18 protein-coding genes are annotated in these 22,742 nt (G+C 59.7%); 5 read left to right on the top strand and 13 right to left on the bottom strand.

What is annotated here, in order from left to right; translation table 11 throughout:
* Positions 1-298 precede the first annotated feature (298 nt).
* Positions 299-2,002, bottom strand: coding sequence for an AIPR family protein (locus CHB96_RS13710; protein WP_141136482.1), 1,704 nt, complete (start codon positions 2,000-2,002; stop codon positions 299-301).
* A 199-nt stretch (positions 2,003-2,201) separates the two neighbouring features.
* Here CHB96_RS13710 and CHB96_RS13705 point away from each other — a divergent pair, with 199 nt between their 5' ends.
* Positions 2,202-3,179: a DNA adenine methylase gene (locus CHB96_RS13705; RefSeq protein WP_089247044.1), complete on the top strand. Its 978-nt coding sequence runs from the start codon at positions 2,202-2,204 to the stop codon at positions 3,177-3,179.
* Positions 3,176-4,021 carry a DpnII family type II restriction endonuclease gene (locus CHB96_RS13700; protein ID WP_089247043.1) on the top strand — a complete coding sequence of 282 codons (846 nt, stop codon included), beginning with the start codon at positions 3,176-3,178 and terminating at the stop codon, positions 4,019-4,021. Before CHB96_RS13705 ends, CHB96_RS13700 begins: the two co-directional genes overlap by 4 nt.
* A gap of 360 nt (positions 4,022-4,381) precedes the next feature.
* Here CHB96_RS13700 and CHB96_RS29385 read toward each other — a convergent pair whose 3' ends face one another.
* The 8 genes from CHB96_RS29385 to CHB96_RS13660 form a co-directional block, all read right to left on the bottom strand.
* Positions 4,382-5,755 (bottom strand): hypothetical protein, encoded by a 1,374-nt coding sequence (locus CHB96_RS29385; RefSeq protein WP_141136481.1) that lies wholly within the window; start codon positions 5,753-5,755, stop codon positions 4,382-4,384.
* Positions 5,756-6,314: 559 nt separating this feature from the next.
* Positions 6,315-7,259: a choline kinase family protein gene (locus CHB96_RS13690; RefSeq protein ID WP_089247330.1), complete on the bottom strand. Its 945-nt coding sequence runs from the start codon at positions 7,257-7,259 to the stop codon at positions 6,315-6,317.
* Between the two features lie 7 nt (positions 7,260-7,266).
* On the bottom strand, positions 7,267-8,202 hold the full coding sequence (locus CHB96_RS13685; protein ID WP_141136480.1) for a phosphotransferase family protein: 936 nt from the start codon (positions 8,200-8,202) through the stop codon (positions 7,267-7,269).
* Positions 8,199-9,611 carry an amidase gene (locus tag CHB96_RS13680; RefSeq protein ID WP_089247037.1) on the bottom strand — a complete coding sequence of 471 codons (1,413 nt, stop codon included), beginning with the start codon at positions 9,609-9,611 and terminating at the stop codon, positions 8,199-8,201. The genes CHB96_RS13685 and CHB96_RS13680 overlap by 4 nt, the downstream gene beginning before the upstream one ends.
* A gap of 12 nt (positions 9,612-9,623) precedes the next feature.
* The gene (locus tag CHB96_RS13675; protein WP_281254419.1) at positions 9,624-10,847 is read right to left on the bottom strand and encodes a M20 family metallo-hydrolase; all 1,224 of its coding nucleotides are present in this window, start codon (positions 10,845-10,847) and stop codon (positions 9,624-9,626) included.
* Positions 10,847-12,400, bottom strand: coding sequence for a sodium:solute symporter family protein (locus CHB96_RS13670; protein WP_089247033.1), 1,554 nt, complete (start codon positions 12,398-12,400; stop codon positions 10,847-10,849). The genes CHB96_RS13675 and CHB96_RS13670 overlap by 1 nt, the downstream gene beginning before the upstream one ends.
* Before the next feature lies 1 nt (position 12,401).
* Positions 12,402-12,680: a hypothetical protein gene (locus CHB96_RS13665; protein WP_089247328.1), complete on the bottom strand. Its 279-nt coding sequence runs from the start codon at positions 12,678-12,680 to the stop codon at positions 12,402-12,404.
* Positions 12,681-12,685: 5 nt separating this feature from the next.
* Positions 12,686-13,450, bottom strand: coding sequence for an inositol monophosphatase family protein (locus CHB96_RS13660; protein ID WP_176444288.1), 765 nt, complete (start codon positions 13,448-13,450; stop codon positions 12,686-12,688).
* A gap of 268 nt (positions 13,451-13,718) precedes the next feature.
* Between CHB96_RS13660 and CHB96_RS13655 the strand changes: the two genes are divergently transcribed.
* A complete protein-coding gene (locus CHB96_RS13655) occupies positions 13,719-14,462 on the top strand; it encodes a GntR family transcriptional regulator (protein ID WP_245865681.1) in 744 nt (247 codons plus the stop codon).
* Between the two features lie 51 nt (positions 14,463-14,513).
* Here the strand turns inward: CHB96_RS13655 and CHB96_RS13650 are convergent, their stop codons facing one another.
* The 4 genes from CHB96_RS13650 to CHB96_RS13635 all read right to left on the bottom strand — a co-directional run bounded on the left by CHB96_RS13650 (position 14,514) and on the right by CHB96_RS13635 (position 20,632).
* The gene (locus CHB96_RS13650) at positions 14,514-16,457 is read right to left on the bottom strand and encodes a primary-amine oxidase (RefSeq protein WP_089247027.1); all 1,944 of its coding nucleotides are present in this window, start codon (positions 16,455-16,457) and stop codon (positions 14,514-14,516) included.
* Positions 16,454-16,822 carry a hypothetical protein gene (locus tag CHB96_RS13645; protein ID WP_089247025.1) on the bottom strand — a complete coding sequence of 123 codons (369 nt, stop codon included), beginning with the start codon at positions 16,820-16,822 and terminating at the stop codon, positions 16,454-16,456. Before CHB96_RS13645 ends, CHB96_RS13650 begins: the two co-directional genes overlap by 4 nt.
* Before the next feature lie 1,107 nt (positions 16,823-17,929).
* Positions 17,930-19,570, bottom strand: coding sequence for a plasmid pRiA4b ORF-3 family protein (locus CHB96_RS13640; protein WP_141136479.1), 1,641 nt, complete (start codon positions 19,568-19,570; stop codon positions 17,930-17,932).
* 228 nt (positions 19,571-19,798) lie between these two features.
* Positions 19,799-20,632, bottom strand: a complete 834-nt coding sequence (locus CHB96_RS13635; RefSeq protein ID WP_217899951.1) for an SIR2 family NAD-dependent protein deacylase — start codon at positions 20,630-20,632, stop codon at positions 19,799-19,801.
* Between the two features lie 1,103 nt (positions 20,633-21,735).
* Here CHB96_RS13635 and CHB96_RS13625 point away from each other — a divergent pair.
* Both CHB96_RS13625 and CHB96_RS13620 read left to right on the top strand, forming a co-directional pair.
* Positions 21,736-22,263, top strand: coding sequence for a DUF3558 family protein (locus CHB96_RS13625; RefSeq protein WP_089247017.1), 528 nt, complete (start codon positions 21,736-21,738; stop codon positions 22,261-22,263).
* 10 nt (positions 22,264-22,273) lie between these two features.
* A complete protein-coding gene (locus tag CHB96_RS13620) occupies positions 22,274-22,663 on the top strand; it encodes a hypothetical protein (RefSeq protein WP_089247015.1) in 390 nt (129 codons plus the stop codon).
* The last annotated feature ends 79 nt before the right edge of the window (positions 22,664-22,742 follow it).

Here is a 22,742-nt window from a genome sequence, read left to right as displayed (position 1 = left end):
CCGCCTCCGGCGAGCAACACGGTCGTGTCCCCAAGACTGATTCTCCACAGCGCTCGGACCGGCGAGCGTGCGAGCCGTGTAGGTCGGACCGAGGATCAACCCCTCGGTTTGTGCTGCGGTCACCAAAGTGTTCTGAGCCCATCTCGACCCGTTCGGGCCCACATATCACCGAGGAGACAAAATCGAGGTTAAGGCGTCACGTAGCGGAAGTCACGGATGTTGCGACTGCCTTGCATCAGCGTTGGGCGCATTTTTTGGAAGACTCGGATGTTGATTCACGCCAACCACCAATCGTCTCTCAATTCTTGTGAACTGCCGGAGTTGCAATGTCGATGAGCACGAGCTTGGTGAGGTGTTCCGTCTTAGCTACATTCTTGAATAGAATTGCCGTGTACCCGCCGTACTGCTCCTCTCCGATTTTGAACAGTGACTCAAACGTGCTCTTCACAACCGATCGGGCGAGATTCACGGCTTGTGTCCAGTCGTAGTCGTGGTCTTCAAGTTTTGAAGCAGGGATGCGTTTGAAGACAATGTGAGTGAGCAGGCGGTTCCCGTGAATCGCATAGCCCTTCTTCCGTGTGTTGGACGAGGCTCGAGTCGGTGCGAGTTCTGTGTCGACAACACGCAAGATCTGGACGGCTCGCCATATCCTGAGGTAGGACACCGTCGGATTAAAGAGAATCTTATAGGGTGCCTTCGATGTGTCGTCCCAGAGGCGACTGACCTCTCTCTTGGCCTGCGCGGCGAGCGACGCGGATTGCGCGCACGCAAGCGCTATGGCAGCCTCGGTGAACTCACACCCCTCCTCGGGACTCGGTCGTGTTTCACCGTTTCGTACGACGTACTTCAGTCCCTCGACAGAGAACTCGTCAGCGAGCCGTTTTTGTGTCGGGTCTAGACCTACAAAATCTCGTCCGCCTATGAGATTTTGCGTGTTTGTTGCCCGCGTCACGCGCTTTGCAAACTCATCATCTGACGCTTCCAAGGAGATAAAGCGCACCATAACTCGGACATTGTCTAGCTCTGAGGCTTTTCCGAGCTTCGCGGCGCGGTGAAGACTTCCGACGGTTTGGGCGCCATTAACCACGCTGACCCCTCGGAACTCGAAGGTTCCCTGCCGACGCTCCGTTCCGCCAACGGGGGCTTTGCCCACCGAGTCGCATAGCACGGTTATGCCGTTATTGAAGTACCAGAAATTTTTGGGGCTCTCGATAACTGTCTCGACTACCGAATTATTCACTTCGGTATCGCCGAGAACAACACGTACATTTCGCGCCAGGAGGCCTTCGCCATTGTCGGCAAGCCACGAAGCAACGGCGGCTCCACTAACGTGTCCATAAATTGCGGCAGGGGGACCCTCAAGCTTTCCCCAATCGGAAACATCAACGGTTAGATCTATATCTTTAGACAGCGTCTCCTCGATCAATAGACGGTGCAAATCCGTCTGACTTAGGTAGTTGAAAGATGCAATTTCACTCGTGTCATTCAACTCGGCAAGGTAGTCCGTCATGTGCGTGCTGACATCCTCGGACAGTGGTGGAGCGCCCATAGATGCAAAAATTGCTTCGATACGTACGTTTGGATCGTTGACAGCTTCGTCGATCTCGGCACTTCGGCTGGTTACTTTATCGTTAAAACGCGACCATCGAAACGAAACTAGGTCATCAAGGCCTCGCTGAAACTTCATCATGTCCGTCAAGCTGGCGCCGTTCTTGCCAGAGTCCGACCATTTAGACTGGACGACGATCAACCTAGGCCGCTCGGTCCCGACGATCGCGATCGCGTCGATCCCGTTGTCCCCTGAACCGTCGGTAATCGCAGCCGCAGCGTCTGTGGCCGCCAGACCGGTAACCTTTGTCAGAACGAACGCGGCAAGCGAGCGGCTGAGTCGCATCTGCTCGACGTTATCGTCGGACTGTGACGAGACGTCAGACACGTCCACATGCGGATGTGTGGTTTCATGTAGACGCCGACGAATTTGATTGATTTGAACTACGCCCACGTGCGTGTATCTCCTAGTTGTCGTGCTTACTGCTCACCAGCGTGCCACGGGGCCCGTGCAACACGCCCACTGCGACGCGCCGTGTGCTTGTGCTCCGCGGGAGTAAGCACCTCATACTAGCGGGGTGACCCTTGAAGCGAGTGCCCCATCGACCGCTGACGCGCTAGCACGCACCAGTGTGTATCCTCGTCTTCGATACATGGGGTCAAAGTACCGGTTAGTGCCCCACCTCGCGTCTGTCTTCGGCGATTTGGGCGGTCGAACCGCCCTGGACGCCTTTTCTGGTTCCGGCGTTGTCTCCTACCTGCTGAAAAGCATGGACTACGAGGTCACGTCTAACGACTTCTTGAATTTCCCGACTGTGATCGCCACGGCAACAACGGTGAATAACTCGCAAAGGCTGACAGCGGGAGATGTCGATCGGATTTGTGGCCCCGCAGTCGATGATCGACACTTCATTCAGGAGACATTTGAAGGTCTATACTTTAATGAATCCGATCGTCGATTCCTGGATAGCGCGTGGTCTCACATCGATTCAATGGTGGGCTACAAGAGATCCATAGCAATCTCGGCGTTGATTCTTTCGGCTGCACGTAGACAGCCCCGGGGGGTGTTTACGTTCACAGATGCATCGAAATATGATGATGGGCGCCGTGATCTTACGCTTTCTCTACAAGATCACTTCCGTGAACACGCAATTTCGTACAATCGGGCAGTCTTCTCGACTGGACTGCGGCACCAAGCCATCACCGGCGACGTCTTTGATCTTCCGACAGGATACGACGTAGTGTACCTAGATCCTCCGTATGCGCCACCGAGAGATGACGCTGATTATATGAAGAGATATCACTTCCTTGAGGGCCTGTCGGTGTATTGGCTCGACCAAGTTATAATGCAAAACACGTCAACTAAGAAGATAGAGAAGAAGTACACTCCATTTGCGTACAAGAGGACCGTAGTGGACGCTATGCGAAGACTTTTCGAGAAATTTGCGGACTCAGCAATCGTGTTGTCCTACAGTAGCAATGCCGTGCCGGACAAAGATACAATTGTCGGGCTTCTTAAGGAGGTAAAAAGCGACGTGACTGTCATACCAATTGCTCACACGTATTCTTTTGGTACGCACCCGACAGCGGCCCGGCGTGGGGCGTCTGAATACCTGTTCGTAGCGCGATGAGCGCAGCAGTCTCCTACGAGGAGTACAAAGCGTCACTTTCAAAGCTGAGCGCAGACACTGATCCGACGATTGAAACAGCTGACACAGTCGAAGTACTACAGGCGGCTCAGGAACTGGCGAATCTATCCGAAATCAACCGTGCGACCATTGCTCACTGGGTCGTAGGTAACGAAAATATTGCGTATGTTCTTGGGCTTAGCCTGGGCATGGGGCGTGAGCGACTAAAAAATATTTGCCGTGAGCTCTTTGGGACAACTTCTATCGCTCTACAGGCCAAGCGGGACCCGACTGGCCTGGTACGTCGGCTTGACACAGAATTCGATCTGGTCCGTATTCTATCTAAACAGCTGATGCGCGAATATACTTTCGGAGACGTACTTGTCGCCAGAGCGCGGGCTCGTTCTCGAGGAGTGGACGCGACTAAATCGGGAAGGAATGTCGAAAAGGAGATCGAGGCAATTGTCCATGGTCTTGGATTGCCATACGAAACTGGAACTACTTTTGCCGGTAAGGGTCAGAAGACCGCGCCAGCAGATTTGGTAATTCCGACAAGGAATGATGCGGTCATCGCGGTAGCCGCAAAAGGTTTTGATTCGACGGGGTCGAAACTACGAGATGCGGTACGCGAGATTCAGGAGATGGCCGAGGTCCGGCTCCCCAAACAGTTTATCTGTGCTGTGGTAGATGGCATCGGCTGGCATTCGCGGCAGGCTGACCTAAAGCGGCTTTACACGTTGTGGGACAACGATGAGATCGACGGCCTCTACACCCTCTCTAGCTTGTCTCGATTTCGAGACGATGTCGCCGAGCAATCCAGGCTACGGGGCTACAAGACCGTGTGAGATTAATGTTCAGAATCGGTTTCCTTTCGGGACTTCGGCTGAACGATACGCATTGTGCGTAATCGCGGAGATGGGGGCGGCCACTAGTTCATGGTCAGGTGGCGCTACATCGGCGTCCGAGAGGTCCACTTAGCAAGAAAATCGGGGCAGCCCCGTTCGGCGATGCAGAAGTATATGCTGAGTGTTGTTCACACGATTTGTAGCGCAACATTATCCTCCGCCTTCACTTAAATGGCTGACAGTACGTGGTCCGTATCAACAACGGCTTGCGCGATTTCTACGAAATTCGGTATGTCAAGTTTGGCCAAGGGGCAACCGAGCGATAATTGTTAGTCGGGACGTCGGTAGAACCCTCCCGGCTCAAAGTTCGAGCTTGCTTGCGGATGCAAGAATAGCCTTCTGTGCTAAGAATTCAATCAATGGGAGTTCAATGCGGACGGCGTCGTCATGATGTGATCCAGGTATTAGTCCCGCTCGCTCAGCGCTTCCATCACCCTTTGAGTGAACGATTTTGCATCGGATATCGTATATTCGATTGGCTATCATCCGTCTGAGGTCGTTTCCCCCTTTTATGGATACTTTCTCTTGTGAGATAATGGACTCTTTATCCGCCATGCTGTCGATAAGGGATGGCAGCTCTTGTAGGAATTCACGAATCTCGGCTTCCGGCGCAATCTCTTGGATTACCGTAAAAAGCTGATCTCGTTCGCTCCCCCCTCCGCCTCTTCCCGAGGACAATAATAGCTGAGTCGCTTTAGTTACATCGTCTTCGTTGTATATATCGAAACGGGGATCACGAAGCGCTCGCGACAACTTTCTTCTCGCGTCGACCATAGCGTAGGTCGGAAAGAAGTATTCGAGCACTTGATAAAATGCCCAGTATCGAATAGTGGGAGCTGTTGTTCGATCCCGCCCGCTTTTGTAAAGAACCGTTACAGCGTGCGGATAGCGGTTTTGCGGAAACTGGATGGGCATGCTTTGGTGGCGCCTCCTCGATCCCGGCTCGCGGTTGGTAGGAATGAGCTCTAGTCTGGCCGGAGTTAGTGACGACCCATACAGAAGATCGGAATCAAACATCAGCGAGTCGCAGATTATCTCGACAAGGTCTTCAACCTGTTCGTGTGTTGCGGCTACATCTAAGCCGGATAACGTCAGCGTAAGAAAGTTGTTTCTTAGGCGTAGTCCCTCGGCAAGAAATAGAATGCCGGGAAGCGATGGAGGCCCAATCCGTATCGTCTCGCTGCCAGATGGGGATGATAGGACTATTTCGTTCGGTGCATCGCCGGGTGTTGCGGCAATTCGTCCGAGCATTCTTCTCATTAGCCACCGCGGTGGAAGGCCTCGATCGCTTCTCAGTAATACTTCGGCAGTTCCTCGTACGCGAGACCAGATTCCGTTGTATCTTTGCAGAGATTCCCAACCGGGCAATTCTGCAGAGTCAAATTCTGTATCAAAATCTTTGGGAACGGCGATTCCGATACGCCGAGACTGATTTGCTCCTGGCAGCAGTACCTGGATTCTCGTATTGAGTGTGTAGTTGAGATCAGTCTCCTCCGCGGTGCATTTGTAGCCATTTTCGCAAAGGATCTGCATTAGCCGGTGGCTTTTATTTGATTCCTGCTCTGAGATTTCGTCCGTCTCCTCAAGCCCATCGCTGGGATGAGGTGTGTCAGGCACGAGCTCCAGCGTCGCGTCTGTTACGGGCGAGTCTGCGGGATTAGCGTCTTCAGTCACTAGAAGAGCGTAGCGAAGTTTCCTGCGTTTGGGAATGTTTTACGGGTCGCGCAACAACCGAGCGGTATGAGGCCAGCGTCAGCTTCATCGGTACCGGCATGGCAGGTAGGGGTTCCCGCCGGTTTCCTCGAAAGATTGGAGTACTGTGATTTGCTGAAAACGTGAACGCTTCGAGGGCGTTCGATTTCAGTTTTGTCGTCGGCGTATGGTGGCGCCTCCTTGCGATTGCACCGCCGATTGGTGACGTGCGTTTTAGCTTAAAATTGCAGTGCGAACGGCCTCAAAGAGGCTCAGTCCGTCATCAAACATAGGGTTCTATCTATCTAACTTAACTTAACACCGGGTCACGGTTTCTACTGAAGAACCGTCCATCTTCAACATCTGATAGCTTGCACTGCTGCAACCATAAGTTCCCGATACTAGGATTACCTTGAGAGTATTGATGCAGCTGCGTGCAGTAGTCGGCGGACTCGCTGGGGAGTAAAGAGAACGTCCGTATAATTGAGACAGATGATTGCTGAAAGAGACAAATGGCCAGGATTAATTATGGCGCGGACTATCACGAACCTTCCACCCAATGTGCCCATCTCGGGTCCGACATTTTGATCCGCGCCCGTGCCAACTTCCACGACCCGTATTTGTGGTAGTCGAAGTCCCAGGCTTCCGAGAGCTTGTGGTTCACGCATCCCCACAACCCCCATTTGACGTCGGCGAGGAAACTGCAGACCTGCACTCGGGAGACCATGGACCACTCCGCCCGGCCGAAGAACTCCTCGATCAGCTCCATGATCTGCTGCTCGCCGTAGAACATTTCGGTGACCAGGACGGCCAGTTCGTAGGCCCGATCGTTGTTCGACGCGAACTCGTAATCCACCAACTTCATTGGGATGCCGTCACCGATGAGAATGTTGCCCGGCATCGGGTCGTTATGGCACGCAACCAGATCCAAGCCCGACGCCAGCATCGCGGCCTTGACCTGCCGGTACTCGGTGAGGATCACCTCAGCGTCGCGCGGCAGCCGCACACCCAACTCGGCGACCTGGTCGAGGTGCTCGTCGATCATGTCGAAGATCGTCTTCGTGACACTGAGCGTGCTGCCTGAATGCAGCGTCCGATACACATCGATCATCCCCAGCGGAATCTCCGGACGCTTCAAGTCCCCGTTCGTGCACGCCCGATAGCCCTCCAAGAACTCGATCACCTCGACCCCGGTCACCGGATCGAACAACACCACCTCCGGCCCGATCCCCAACGCGCCGGCACGCCGCGCAGCCTCGTTGGCGAGCGAGCGGTCGATGAACGCGTCAGTGCCCGATCCGGGCAGCTTCATGAAGTAGCGCTTCGACTTGCCCTGGACGGTGATGCGCCAATTACTGTTCATCAACCCACCGGGCACAGGGGAGTAGGTCATTCCTAGCCCCTCCCACTCCGGGATGGACGCGAGTGCCTTCTCGACCTGCCGCTCGGCTTCGGTGCGGGCGGATCCGATCACGATGTCGTTCATGGTCACCTCAGATGTTTCGGATGCGGTCGTCGAAATGCGGGTCGCGCAAACCTGCTCGCGCGCGCAAGAACTGCCAGTCAGAGAACTTCGAATACTCATGGGTGCCGGGACGGACAGCATCGGCATACAGCCCGATCAACGCCCAGCGCAGCGAGTCCGCGATGCCATAGATCCGTGCCCGATCGAACAGCGCACTGTCGAACGACCCCCACGCCATCTCGAACACCTCACGCGCATCCGAGTCGAACGGCCGCAGCTCGGCCAACAACGCACCGACGTCCTGCAACGGATCCATCAACGCCGCGACATCCCAATCGACGAGGCGCATGCTGCCGTCGTCGAGCATCAGGACGTTCGAGACGTTGCCGTCGCCGTGGCAGGGAACAAGGTCGAAGCCCGCGGACTCGATCCGCGCCTGGGCGGGTGCGAGAGTGCGCGTGATCCAATCGAAGTCGGCAGGCAACGCGCCACCGACCTTGGCAATCAAAGCGCGCACCGTAGCCAGGTCGTCGAACACCGATGCCCGACGCGTCACACCACTCAACCCGTGCACCGACTTCCGCAGCGTCATGAGCTTCTCGACGACCGAATCATCGTCGAACAGATCGAGCGTCGCGGTCGACGCAACCCCGGTGAAGTCCTCCATCACCAGCACACCAGTCTCGGCGTCGGAGATGAATATCTTCGGCCCGATGCCAGCCTCACCAGCAGCGGTTGCCGCAGCGAACGCCGCTCCGACGTCGACGTAGTCCCGCGCATGCGGTTCCATCACCTTCACGAACGCCGCAGAACCGGCGGAGGCGTCGGGCTCAGTGGATCGAGCCGAGTACCGTTCTGAGTCCGCACCCCACCAACTCGGGCTCGCCATTGTCGTGGCGGGATCGAGAGCCAATTCGGCGGAAGACCAGATTCCTAACTGGCTCAATGTCTCTCGCACTGTCATGCGGTTGCTCCGATCTTCTGTGCTGCAACATCGGTCGGCCAAACTATGTCGAACTCGCGTGCACCTTCGAGCCACTTCGTCAGCCGGAGCACCGCCTGGTCTGCGAACCGCGGCCCGGCGACCTGAATCCCGACCGGCATGTGCTCGGCGAATCCGAAGCACAACGCGGACGCAGGCTGAGCGGTCTGGTTGAACCACGCAGTGAAGCTGCAGTGCGCCAACGGTTGTGCTGAATTCAACCCGACTTCCTCGGCGCCGAACCCGACCGTCGGAATCACTGGACTGATCACAAAGTCGAATTCGCTCGTCTTCGCCCGCATGATCTCCTGCGCACGCATCACCGCGTCGGTGTCCCGAGAGAACTGAGCTGCAGTGTAATTCGCTGCACCGGAGGCCCAGTCGGCGACGGCGGGCAATACTTCCGATCGCCGAGATTCCGGAATCGACTCCCACTCCGTTCGAGCGCGAACCTGGAACAATCGGTCGAGAGCCGGGTACGGGTCCTCGCCGAAGATCGGGGGCATCTCGGTGACGACGGCACCCGCTGCTTGCAGCTGGCTGGCTGCAGAACGGACGACGTGGAGCACGTCGTCGGACATGGTTGTGCCGTAGCCCATGTCGAGCATGACGCCGATGCGGAGTCCGGCAGGGGCGAGAGGCGCGAGTATGTCGGCGGTGTCCTCGTGCGGCAGGCCCCAGGTGTCGCGCGGATCGGGGCGGGTGATGATGCGGTACAGGTCGATCAGATCGTCGACGGTGCGGGCCATGGGTCCGGCGGACCGCATCGTCGACGGGGCCAGATGCGGGATGCGTCCCTGCGTCGGCTTCAGTGCGACGAGCCCGCAGTGCCCGGCGGGGAGCCTGACGGAGCCGGCGATATCCGAACCGACAGAAACGAATCCGATGCCCGACGCCAGCGACGCTCCCGCACCGGAACTCGATCCGCCGGTGTTGCGGGTGAGATCCCATGGGTTGCGGGTGATTCCGTAGAGGGAGCTGACGCCGGCGGCCATCATGCCCATGTCGGGCATTGTGGTCTTGCCGAGAATGACCGCGCCTGCCTCCTTCAGCCGCGCGGCCGGGGGAGCGTCGACGGTCGACATCGGCAGATCTTTGTTCGCCAATACCCCATGTCGCCAGGGCATTCCGACGGCATTGATGCTGTCCTTGATCGTCACGGGAATGCCATCGAGATCCGACAACGGACGACCTGCCTCGATGCGCTCGGTCGCACCCTGCGCAGCTCGGCGGGCGCCTGCCTCGTCGACGAACGCCATCGCGTTGATCAGTGGATTCGTGGTGGCGATGTGGTCGAGCGTGGCGTCGAGGACGTCGTTCGGCGTCGATTCACCACTGGCGAAGCTCGCACGAAGCTCCGCAGTGGACTTGGTCAGCAGGGGATCGGTCACGTGATGTTCCTTCTACGAACTGGTCTCGAGATCGCCGCGAACCAGGCGAGCGACGGTTTCGGTGAGCATGGTGACGCCGTCGAGCAGGTCGGCGTCGTGGGTCAGCTCCTTCTCGCTGTGGGAGATGCCGTCGACGCTGGGGACGAACAGCATGACCGTCGGGACGATGTCCTTCATGTTCACCGAGTCGTGACCGGCCATCGTCAGCATCGTGCGATACGACAGGCCCAGATCGGTGGCGGCCTTCTCGGCGAGTTCGACGCCCTCGGTCTGATAGCTGGTCGACGGCCGCAGCGCCGAGGTGTCGATGCTGATCTGCACCTCGGTCTCCTCGGCGATGGCGTCGAGCAGCATCGCGTGGGCCTGCTCGAGCACCTCGGGATCGGACGACCGGATGTCGATGGCCATCGTGACCTTCGACGGAACGACGATGGGGGAGTTGGGCTCCACGTCGAACTGCCCGACGGAGGCCAGCAGCAGGCCGTCGGGAAATTTCTTTGTCAGTTCCCTGGCTGCGACGACGATCTTGCTGGCACCGACGAGCGCGTCGTGACGCAGTGCCATATGCGTTGCGCCGGTGTGCGATTGCTCGCCGTGCACGGTGATCGAGTACTTCCGTGCGGCCCAGTTGGCGGTTACGATACCGATGGTCGTGCCCTCGTGCTCGAGGATCGGACCCTGCTCGATGTGGATCTCTGCGTAGGAGACGGCTTCGGGCTGTGTGCCAGTGCCGTGGAAGCCGATGTCGGACAATGCGTCTCGAACGCTGATGCCGGCGCGGTCGGTGACCTTCAGGATGTTCTCGGCGTCGAACTTGCCGATGTAGACCCCGCTGCCCATCAGACTCGGGGAGAAGCGGGAGCCTTCCTCGTTGAACCAGTTCACGGCTGCGACGTTGAATCGCGGCGTGAGAGAGCCGTCGGCGACTTTCTCCTTGATGGCCTGCACGGCGTGGGCGGCGGCGAGGACACCGTAGGCGCCGTCGTACTTACCGGCCGTCGGCTGGCTGTCGAGATGCGAGCCGACGAGGACATACGGCGCGCCGGGGACGAATTCGACTGTGCCGTACATGTTGCCGACGGCGTCGACGATGGTGGTGAGGCCGTGCCGATCGAACCAGTCGGCGAGGAACCGCCTGGTTCGACCGTCGTCAGCCGTCGCTGCCTCCCGGTCGACGCCACCTGCTGCGGTGGCGCCGAACTGGGACATGGCGTTGAAGTCGTCGATAAATTGCACTAGATCTTCTCCGGTGAGGCGATTTCCTGGATCTGGCCTTCGAGGGACAGATCGGCGGGAGCGGTGCGGGTGGGACGCTTGCCGACCTCGAACATCGCGTCGACGCGGGCCTTCTCCTCGGCCGTCGTGCCGGTGACCTTGGAGACGATGAGGAAGACCGCGAGGTTGATCGCCATGCCGACGACGCCGCCGGTGAGGCTGCCGAGTCCGGGGATGTCATCAGGGAAGATCGCGGTGAGGACGAGCGCGGCGGTGAAGCCGGAGATCATGCCTGCGACCGCGCCCTTGCCGTTGCCGCCGCGCCAGAAGACGCCGAGGAACAGCGGGATCGCGAGCTGCACGACGCCCTGGTACGAGATTTGCGCGAGGAGCTGCAGACGCGTCATGTTGAAGGTGGCGTAGGCGACGACGGCCGCGGCTGCCATGAACGCGAGCATGCTTCCCTTGGCCACCTTGGTGAGCTGGCTGTCGGTGAGCGGGCGCTTCTCGGAGTTGACGAGGTCGTTGGCGATCTGCAGGCCACAGACCTGAACGCTGCCGTCGATGTGGCCCATGGATGCGGCGAACACCATGGTGGCGGCGAGTCCGAGGAGCCAGGTTCCGCCGTAGCTTTCCGCGATGGTGAACCAGCCGGTCTGGGGTGAATCCACGACGCCGGTCATGACCGTTCCGGCGATGCCGACGAGCATGAGAAGCGAGTAGAAGACACCCGAGATCAGGACGGTGCGGATGGTGCCCGACTTGACCGCCCGGACGCTGGCCGCAGTGTAGATACGCTGGAAGCTCGTCGGCCAGCAGAGCGATCCGACGACACCGGTGAAGATGAGGGCGAACAGGTAGAACGGACCGTAGGAGTCGCCGTCACCGGGGACGCGCAGGTACTCGTCGGCGACATCTCCCAAGGTGGCGAAGCTGATCGGACCGCCGGCGATACCGGACAGCAGGATCAGGCACAGGGCCGCAGAGAAGACGTAGGCGACGATGCCCTGGAACATGTCGGTCATGATCAGGCCGCGCATGCCCATCTTGACGGTCCAGTACTGGCGGATGACGATGACCGCGAGTCCGACGAACAAGCACGTGGTGACGGACCATGCTCCGGCGCTGGCGATCTGGAATACCTCACCGAGTGCCTGCATGCCGAGGACGACCCACGGGAACAGCGAGACGATGCCGATGACGCTGGAGACGATCTTGGTGCCGCGCGAGTTGAAGCGCAGACCGAGGAGGTCGGGCTGTGAGCGGAGGTTGTACTTCGCTCCCCAACGCCAGGCGCGGGTGGCCATGAAGTACATCATCGCGACGCCGAGGCTGGAGTACGCGAGACCGTAGAGGCCGAATACTCCTGCGCCGCTGGCGAGTCCGAAGAACGCGATGAACACCGATCCAGGCCACCACGAGTTGACGTAACTCATCGCGACGTACCAGGGACCGTAGGAGCGGCCGCCGACGGAGTACTCGTCGAACGTGGGGGAGGACTTCTGCTGCGTGGTGTAGAGGATGAAGATGACGATGGCGTAGAAGATCGCCAGCATTCCCAGCATGATCAACATGTCATTCTCCAGACAGGGGTGCGGTAGCGGGGAGGAGGTCCTCGTCGAGTTCGCCGCGGATGTCCTCGACGATGTAGAGGCCCCAGAGGGTGAATCCGAGGACCAGTCCGTTGATCAGCCAGTACATGATGGCGAACGGAATGCCGAGGATCTCGAAGCGAATTCCGCTGCCCCACATGTAGAGCGGCGGGAACAGAGCGAAGAGCAGAGCGAGTGCGTAGATGCCGCCGAAGAACGTGGTGATCGTCCGTCGTTCGAGGCCGCGAATGTACTCTTTCATGTGCGTCATCCTTGGTTGACTATTTTGAGAACCGAGTCATGAACTGCGCCGTTGGACGCAATGCCGTTGCCTCCGTCGAACTCTCGCGCTCCGTCGAGCGAGGTGAACGTGCCCCCGGCCTCTTCGATGATGACCGGCATGGGGGCAAGATCGTATGCCTGCGTGGTGTAGTCGACGATCGCCTCGGCCTGGCCGCTCGCGACCATCATGTAGCCATAGGCGTCGCCCCAGGTTCTGATGACGGCGCCCGCGGACTGAAGGTCGACGATGGAATCGGGATGCCAGTCCTCGAGCCACGTCGCCATGACGTAGGCGCCATCGAGTTCCGTTTTGTCCGAAACGTGAACCTGCTTGCCGTTTTTCCAGCATCCCTTGCCGCGCTCGGCGTGCATCAGGACATCCGCGCTGGGGAGGTTGATGACACCGGCGACGATGGTGCCGTTCTCCTCCAGTGCAATCAGGTTGGCGTATAGCGGAACTCCGTGGACGAAGGACTTGGTGCCGTCGATGGGGTCGACGATCCAGCGGTATCCGGTAGTTCCTTCTGTTTCGCCGAATTCTTCGCCGAGGAATGCGTCGTTCGGATATTGCTCGGCAACCTGTGCTCTGATGTGCTGCTCGATCTCCCGATCCGCTTGCGTAACAGGGGAACCGTCCTGTTTCGCCTCGACGGTCAGGGCCGAGGTGTCGAACCAGCGGCGAGCGATCTCACCCGCCGAGCGGGCCAGCTCGACGCCGAGCGAGGCTCGGGCCGACCGGGAATCTTCCACAGTGGTGTGCTCCTTCATGCGGCTTCGCCGCCCGTGAGTGGGTAGTGACAATGGGCTGGCACTTTCCGAACACGGGTAACGATCCGCGTAGACCATTTCTGGTTTTGTTCGTCGTGTGTGAACTGCGTGTAACGCGTGGCCTGGTTGGAATGACATAGGACACCAGCGTTGTTAATCGTGCGTAAATCTGCAGGTAGATGGTCATTTAGGAGACCGAGCCAGGTTAGATTGTCCTGACGTTATCCAAGGAGGTTGGCCGGTGCTGTTGATGGAGCAGACCCATGCCGCGTTGTTGCGCCTCGTCGAGGAGCTCGAGCAACGGTCGGTTGCTCGGCTTCCGCCGGAGCGTGAGCTGGCCGAGCGGCTCGGGACGTCCCGTACGACGGTCCGCAAGGCCCTCGACCTGCTCGAACGCGACGGTGTCATCCGGCGTCTGAAGGGGCGTGCCGGCGGTGCTTATCTGACATCGGTCGCGCCCGGATCACCGTCACCGGAAAGTGCGTGGTCGGTCTGTCAAAGCCGCAGATTGCTGCGAAGCTTGAACACCGTCAAAGGTGTGCCACAGATGTTGCACGAGCAGGGTTTTCGCGACGGCACCAAGGTGATCTCGGCGCGGATGGCCAGTCCTTCGGTGGACGCTGCAAGGGTGTTGGGCGACGGGCCCGTTGTGTCGTTGCTGCGCTTACGATTTGCGGACGGCGACACCTTGTCGCTGGAGCAGATGTACCTCAGTGGTTCGATGTGCGCTCGGGTGCTGGAGACGCCCCTGAATTCGGTGTACGAGGCGCTGCGCTCTCTGCTGGGGATTTCGGTGTGTATGGCCGACGAGTCGATCGAACTGGCCATGGTCACCGCGCCGGTCGGATCGCTGCTGGGTCAGCCGGAGGGGACGCCGATCCTCAAGCTCGAGCGCATCGGGTACGACCAGTCCGAGCGGCCCGTCGAGTATTCGGTGGACCTGTTTCGCGCGGATCGGACGCGGCTGAACGTGATAAGCGCTGCGCGCATGTGAGCGGAAATACATAGCGGGCTATGTATTTCCGCGCACATGCGACGAAGTCGCCTAACAGCAGTGTCCGCCGGTCTTCGGGGTCTCCGGCGCCAGATCGAGCATCGGGTTGCCGTCGAAGAAGCCCGTTGGCTTCAGGTGCAGGCTGACGTGACTGACCGGCATGACCGGCCAATCTTCCGGGCGCACGACGTGGTGCGCGGCGATGGTCGGCCAGATGACCAGGTCGGCGTTCTCCAACGATCGATCCTGTGCGGTGTATGCGACGAGACCGTCGTGCCCGGGGTTCTGTGCGACGTATTCGCCGGCCGCGTACCGCTCACGCTCGGCGTACGGCGTCGCCCACATGTGCTTGGTCGCGAATCCCCCACGCCTCGCCTGTTGCGAACCCGGTTGCGCCAGAGGCAAAGCGACTGCTCCTGACGGTTCGATCTTGTACCCGATGTGCCCGCCCAGCTTGTTCGTCTTGTCGGCGTTGGCAATCAGCCACGTGCGCGCCTTCAGCGGATCGGCGACGCGTTGTGCCTCGGACTCGGAAGTCAGCTGTCGCTTGGTCTGACGCCACGCGTTGCCGTGCGGGTTCTCCGGTCCGACGGGGACAGCTTCCGCTTCCAGTTCGTACAGGTTGTTGCGCTCGCCGTCGACCTTCATGTCCAGTCGCACGCTGAAGAAGTGCTGGTGATGCGGCCCGTACAGGCCCGGTGCGACGAGTGTGCCGAACTCCGGAATCTGACCTTGTTCGATAGCTCCGGTCGAGATGATGCCGGTCAGCTTGATCTCGAACTCGATCGAGCCGTCGAGGTACAGGTGCCAGTAGAAGCCGTAGTCGTAGTTGCCGACCGTCGCGAAGAACGAGACGACGAGTCGACGGTTGCGTCGTACTTGCCCGAGATTGTCGCGGAAGTCGGTGTGCTTCCACCCAATGCTGTAGTCCTCCTCGTGCATGCAGATCGCATTCGGAAGCTCGATCGGCTGCCCGTCCTGATCGTTGACATACGCGTCGAAGTAGTGGATCTCGCCGAGGCAATCACAGCCCAGCTGAAGCGAATTCGCGAGCACACCGAGTCCGTACTCGCCCTCGTCGAAGACGTTCTTGTTCCACTGACTGTCGCCCGGATCGCCGTACGGGACGTACATCTCGGACAGCGACGCACGATGGATCACCGGTCGCACAGTACCGCGGTCGACGTAGTTGACGTCGTGCAGAACGAGCCCTTCACGCGGCGTGAGCCCCACGCGCAGGCGCCAATTCGCCCATTCGACGTAGTGGCCGTCGACGGTGAACGACGGACCGTCCGGTTGCCTGATGTCGATCGTCTTCATCGGTGCACGTTGCTCGGTGAATTTCGGCACGTTGCCGGGCCGCTCGTAGAACCCGGGCAGGTAGTTGCCAGGTGCCTGGGGGATCGGCACTACACCGGTATCTGCAACCTCGACGACCTCCATCGTGTCCATATCGACTGTCACGACGAGGTTTTCGACGGGCCGCGCATAGCCGTTCTCCTGCGCCTCGCTGCGTACGAACGTCAGGGGACGGGCGAGGCGTCGACCACCGGGGTTGTCGTCGTCCATCGTGTGGCCGCTGGCCCACTTGTCGACCATGGCGAGGCTGAAGTCGGTGACCCCGCGCTTGATCATCGCTTCCTGCCAGCGCGGATCGGCCTTGATGACGTCCTCGCACTGCAGGAATTCTTCGAGCGTGATGGGCGGTTGGGCGTCGGCGATTTCTTCGTAGGAGACGACCTGGTCGGTCGTGAGGGAGACGACGGCTTCGAAGGTTGCATGCGCGTGGCGGTCGCGGAGGACGATGAATGCCTGACGGTCGCAAGAGTTATCGGCGAGCTGCGTCTTGGAGGGCTCGTGCAGTTCGATATACACGAAGCGCGCCGACGACGTCAGGTTCTGCTCGCGAATCACGATCGCCGACGCCTGCGAAATCTCCTGCGGGCTCAGCGGTTCGAGCGGGTGGGTGGCGACGGGCGCGAACGTGTCGGTCATCGAAGCTCCTGCAATCGGTACGGATGAAATTCAGGCGGGATCCTGCGGGTACGGAAGAAGACAACGGCTGCGGCCAGTACGAGTTCCGCTGCAGCGATGGCCGACGCGGCGGTCATGCCAGGGTGGCTCGCGACGTGGTCGACGTGGTGGTGGCCGGCCGGGAACGACGCGTGGGCGAGGAGCATCCCGGCGCTCGACACGGCAATCATCACCCATGCGCGGTTACCCGGTGACCTCCACAGGTCGACGGCACAGAACAGGCACAGTACTGCCATCGCAACAATCACGATTCCGGCGCCGTCCATCGTGAGGTGGAGGTACGCCGACAACACCGCGAGAGCTGCGGCGATGCGATTGATCCACAATGTCGGTCACCTCCCGTTCGTTGTCCGTGTTCCCGACGGTAGGGGTAGACCATTACTGGTTTTCGCCTCTCTTGTGAGGGGTGTGTTACCCGAGCGGGGAGGAGGATGGAAGGTGGCTGAGGCGACCTTTGTCGGACCCGTCGTGTATTTGTTTCTCAGGTGATCAAACGACTCATGGGGGGAACCATGTCCGATTACGAATGCAGCTGCGCGCCGCGCACCGTTTCGACGAGCCCGTTCTGTTCGCAGTGCGGCGGTCGTGCAGAGTCAGCGGTGCCGAACGATCCACCTCCTCATGGCGATGTAACTGCGAACGATGGAGTTGCTGCGGGAGGGAGCATCTCGGTTGGTGGTGATCTGACGATCGGCCGCCACTTCGACAACATCGTCGAAACCGAGATTGTTCGGACTCGCGTTCGACGGCCGTTCTTTGCGGATAGTTGGGTGACGACGCTGTCAGCTGTCTGCACCGTTCTCGCATTTGCCTTGACACGTTTCGATCCAGTGTCGAGGCTGCCGATCGTAGTTCTCACCATGCTTGCTTTGTGTATTCTCTTCCTTGCGATTTTCGGAGTCTCCGTCTGGTTTCGGTTCCTGATGCCGGCTGACGTACCAATCCCGAGTCGAATCGCCCCCGGGATTTTATGGGAACGTACGCCGGGACGAGGGATCGAAGCCTCGAGCGCTTACGCAATATGCCCTAGATGCGCGCGGGGTTTGCGGTCGTCGACGATGACAGTGATACGAATGCCGAATGACGCAGCTGAGGCCCCGGGAGCGTTTATGTGGGTGTGCAGAAAGTATTCGAACCATCGACTTCTGTTCGATGGGGCACTGATTCCCGAGGTCCAGTAGCGAGCGTGGTGAACGGCCGCACGGCTGCTCCCCAACGCAAACTATGGGAAAGTTGCAGTGCGGCATCACCAGTCTAGAGCCGCGCACCGGCACTCGCCGAGGATGACGGTATCTCGGTGACCACGTCACTCGAACTCAGACAGGTGGGTCGCTGCAAAACAGGCGACGGCGAGTGGGTCGTCGAAAATGGTTGTGCCGTAGCTCTTGTCGGCTGTGGCGCCGATGCGGAGTCCGGCGGGGCTGCTAGCCGCGTCAGCGGACGTCGAACAAGCCTGCCACCGTATCGGCTGCTAGCTCCAGATCGAATTCCGTCGGATCGATCGTGGCGTTCTTGCGCAGCCCGAGCCACCGGCGCGACTCGGCGTGCTGCTCGTGTCCGGGGTCGGCGGCAGCAGCTAAGTGCTCGTTCCAACCCCACGGCCCACCCGAGTCTTCGAAAGGTGTCATGTTCGCGCCGTCGGTGCACCGCGCTCCGACGAACTCCGGATCGGGCGGCGCGATCGCATCGAGCGTGATCGTGTGCTCCCAGCCGTCGCCGAAATCGTATTCGTACGTCAGAGTGTCACCGGGTGTGCGGAGGAGCGCCCCGATCGGAATGTCCTGCTCGACGCGCGCGTCACCGTCCAACTCGTCCACCCACTCAGCGGGACCGTAGATCGTCTGACCGTGACCCTGTGAGCCCGACAGGAACTGATGAAGATGGGTGTCCTCCCAGCCGAACGCACGCTGAAGAACGATATGCACCTCGCCGAGCGTGAGTTCGGGATCGAGTTCCAATCTGCGCCAGACCGGAGGCGACGTCTCCAGCAGTCGGACGGTCACAACCAGTCGCTCGATGTCCTCCAACGGAATCGAGCCGGAAAGATCGACAGATTTCAGTGCCTCCAACACAGCTGGACGAACCCCCATTGGTACGTCGTAAGCGCCGTCGAGAGTGAGCCAGCCGTCGACCTCGAATTGCCGAAGCATTCCGACCAGGATCGAATGTGCGGCCTCCTCATCGGGATTCGTGAAAGCCGTCTGTGATGGTTCGCTCGGTGGGCTGTCGGTCATCGCTCCCAGAACAATCCGAGCGGCAACAATATTCGCGACGTGGAACGGGCCCATGGGGTCGTCGACCTCGAAGTAGCTGCGAACGAGATGAACGACGGCAGCACGGACGGCGGGCAGTGACGTCGTCTGGCCGACGCGAACGGCACGGGTCGACGTCAACTTGATGAGGCCGGCGCTGACCGCTGTGTCCCACAGCGTGGCCAGAGCGTGGACGTGACGTACGGTCCGGACCGTACGTTCTCCTTCGGCGAGTTCGACGCCGTCAGCGTGCGCGAACTCGTCGATGAGCGCGGGGCGAGGCACTCCCGTGCTCGTAACGGGCTTGCCGTCGCCGACCCAGGCGAGGAGGAGCTGCAGTTGTCGAACCGGTTTCAGTGCAGACAAGGCCTCGAGCTCGTGCTCGGGTGACACTGGAGTGAGTTCAATGTCGTCGGGTGTGAGTATTTGTGGCACAACGCTGTCCAGATAGCGGGCCAGGTCCTCGACGCAATGTGCGTAGTTGTCGGCGCTGCCGGTCCAGCGACCGGTCTGGTCCAGGAACGCTAGGTAATCCAAGGACATCGACACCATCGTGGAAGCGATGTCGGAGTCACCGGCTATCTCGCCGACGGACGCCAGAAGCGTGTGTGCGTCGTGGGGGAGCCACGCGGTCGGCGCGAAGTCTGTATTCGTCTCGCCGATCACGGACAGAAGTGACTCGATGATCGAAATGACCCTCGCCGGGTCCTTGTCGTACCCGGTCTCCGCGAGCCACTTGTCGAATCCGTCGAGGGGGCTGACCGCTGCATCGAAAAGCGGGATGACGTTGGCACCTGTTCTGCGGTTCTTGTCGGCGGTCACTGCCACAGCTTAGAGAGTGCGGCTTCGCCGCCCGTGCGTGAGTAGTTGGTCTCTGGCCCCACCACGCACTCACGGTTGCCGGAGCCGCATTCAGTCGTAGTAGTGTCCGCCGGTCTTCGGGGCCTGGTCGAACATAGGGTGTCAGTCAAAGCGACACGTCTACTCGAGGTACGGGCTGACGTGCGCTGCGTAGGCGACCACAGGACCTGCGATCCACGGTAGGAACCTTCAACCATTTCCCATCGTTGCCAGAACGGTATCGAGCGCCTTCCATCTGTCACGTTGGGTGGGCGTGAGTGAGCGGATGCGCCGCGCAACCTTGCGCAGTTCATCTGCGATCCGAGCCTCCTCCTCGCTGAGCAGTTCTGCATACCGCTCGTCGAGCAGATACGGGGAACGATCGCTGGAGTACATGGCCACGGCGTCGAGCAATATCTCCAGATCTCGCGCAGCGACTTTCGTGTTGTGCGAGTCCGATGCTGCGAGATAGTCGAAGTCGCCTTCCCACAGCGCGCTTCGCAATGGATCTTGTTGCAACGTAACTACTGTGCCCAATGGGCGGGTTTGATTGTTGGTCGCATTCATCGCAAGGACTTCGTGCGCAAGCCGCAAAACGTTGTCGTCGGTCATCGAAGCGCCGATTACAATGAGATGGCCTGTAGCCATGAGGGATTGCACGATCGACCCGAGCGGTCGTCGCTCGGCGTCGTAACGGACGAAATCGCGGCGACTCAAGACGATACTTTCGGGCGTCGCGATGTCACCGTGCATCTTGAGCAGCCATGCGCGATCGCCAATAGCGTTCTCACGCGGCAGAATCGAGATCGAATCAAAGCCGTTCGCGGCCTTGAACGCGTCCTCGTACAGGGAGTCGTAGTTGGTGGTAACAGCTTTCTCGACCGACAACGATGCGAGCAGACAGTGCGCTAGGGTGGGGATCTTTGTCGAATCCGCTCCTGTGGCCTCGGCGGCGCGCTGTCCGAGGGTCGGCCCTTGACCGGACTTCGACAGCAGTTGGGCCCTGTCGAGGACGCCCAATGTTGCAAATTGCCCGGAGTCCAAGTCGGGCAGAGTATCCCGCTTGATAGTTTCAAGGAGCTGATCCCAGGTCGGGAGGCCCGCTGAGATGCTGACTCCGGCGCCGAGCAGGAGAGCCGCGTCGCCGCCTCGAATCTTGGAAGCCAGGTTCGCTCCGGCCTCACGTTGAGGCGTCGACGACGAATGTTCGCGCCGAATCGACTGGAATGCAGCGTAATCCGCAGCGTTCTCGACGACGAAGACAATGTCGAAGTCCGAACCGCTGACGAACTTCATTGTCGCCGCATGGAGCGCCTCGATCACTTTGCCGCGTACTCCCTCGTACCCTCCGAGGCCGACACCCAGCGTAGGAAGTGCGATAAGCGGCCTTACTCGACCGTCGCTCGGGAACTTCGGTCGATCACTTTCGATTCGCTGTAGAAGTTCTTCGAGGCCTTCGACCAGCCGGGTGACCGAAGGATGTCCCCCGTGTGCGACTTGCAGCAGCCAGGCGGACCGGTTCTCGCCACTGTGTGATCGAAATCGACGAGCAATGTGGCTGGGGTCCCGCGGTGGTGGGGAAGCTTTGCTGATCTCGAGTACCGGCCACCAGGTTTCTCTGGGTACGAAGGTCCCATCCGTCGGAACGATGACGACATCCGATGCCACGGATTCGAGTCGGCCGCGGACTACGAAGACATGTCCCTCCAGTTCAGCTCCTGTAGCTGCGTCGTTTCGTTCCATCGAGCGCCCCGCAGGACTTGGATGCATCACGCCATCATGCTAGTTGGCGATCGGGCCTTCACCGGAGTGTCCGAATGCCTTGCGTGAACCGCCGTCGTGCGATGAATTTCGAGGACCTACTCGGTCACAGTAAGCAATACGAGGAGGACGAATGGATACGACGCGGAGTGGACTGCGCGAGCTCGAACCGATCCTGGGCCGATGGCGAACGACAGGAACCGTCCACGACTGGCGCGGCGAGATCGAATCGACTATCGAGGGCACCGATCTCTATCGACTATTGCCGGATGGGCGCTGGATCGAACATGACGTCGACGTCGTGATTGTTTCCAAGCTGACCGGATCTGGAACCGCATGGCGCTCCGCTGCGTCTAACCCAACGACGGGTTCGGGGAGGGTTCTGCATGCGGAAGTGGTTTGCCGTGCTGAGTGCGGCGATAGTGCTGGTCGGAGGATGCAGTCGCAACGTGGAGCCAGAGGCTGTCGCCGAGCAGACCAGATGGGATCCGTGCAGCATCACGCCTGAAGCAATCGCGGCGACGGGGCTGGACCCGGCCTACAGAGACGAGGGCTGGGGTGAGGGAATCGTGGTCGAGGATTGGGAGCGATGCGCGTTCAGGCCACCTGGCTCCGATGTCCTCTATGTTTTCAGCGTGAAGTCGTCGCTTGAATACTCGCTCGACGACCTCCGTCAGGACCCACGCAATTTCGAGGATCATGACGTCGTACTCGGCGACCGTGAGGCATACCAGTACCGAACGAAAGTCGCCGAGTCGGCAGTCACGTGCAATGTTGGTGTTGACCTACCGCCTGGCGTCGTCGTGTTCATGGCCAACTTCATGGGTGACATGACTGCCGAAACGGATCCTTGCGCGATCGTGTTCGCGCATGCATCAGACCTCGTATATGCCCTCCCTGCCGCCGCGAAATAGGAGGTAGTAGGTGAGTAATCCTGGCGATCCGATCACGGGGTGGGAGTCGCTTGCCATCGCGGCCGATCAAGGCCGCCTGTCTTTGAAGCCCGAGGCGGCGGAAGTATGCAGAAACGCTTGTGAGGCATACCTTGCCCAACTCGCCGAACACAGGGCAAGGGCGGTCGAACTGGCGGACGTCGACGCTCTCGCATGGATGGATGGGTTCGAATCAGGAAAGGAACTGCGGGGCAAATTTGCCGAAAAAGCTGCAGGCGGAAAGAACAATTTGGTCGACGTTCTGCAAAGTCACATCGACGTCGTGGAGAGGATGCGAATCGTGTTCGACAAGCTGTTAGCTGCGACTGCTGCTGTCGACGATAGTACGTCCATTGAAATGAGTTCCCAGGGGCCGAAATAGGAAAATTCAGTTTACCCCGCGGCCGACCGCGTTCGAGGTTCACGACTCCATGTTCTCCGGCAGCGCCGAAATCGCACTG

This window comes from Rhodococcoides kyotonense, from assembly GCF_900188125.1.
Taxonomy (GTDB): domain Bacteria; phylum Actinomycetota; class Actinomycetes; order Mycobacteriales; family Mycobacteriaceae; genus Rhodococcoides; species Rhodococcoides kyotonense.
This window is presented reverse-complemented; position numbering and strand designations above follow the sequence as displayed.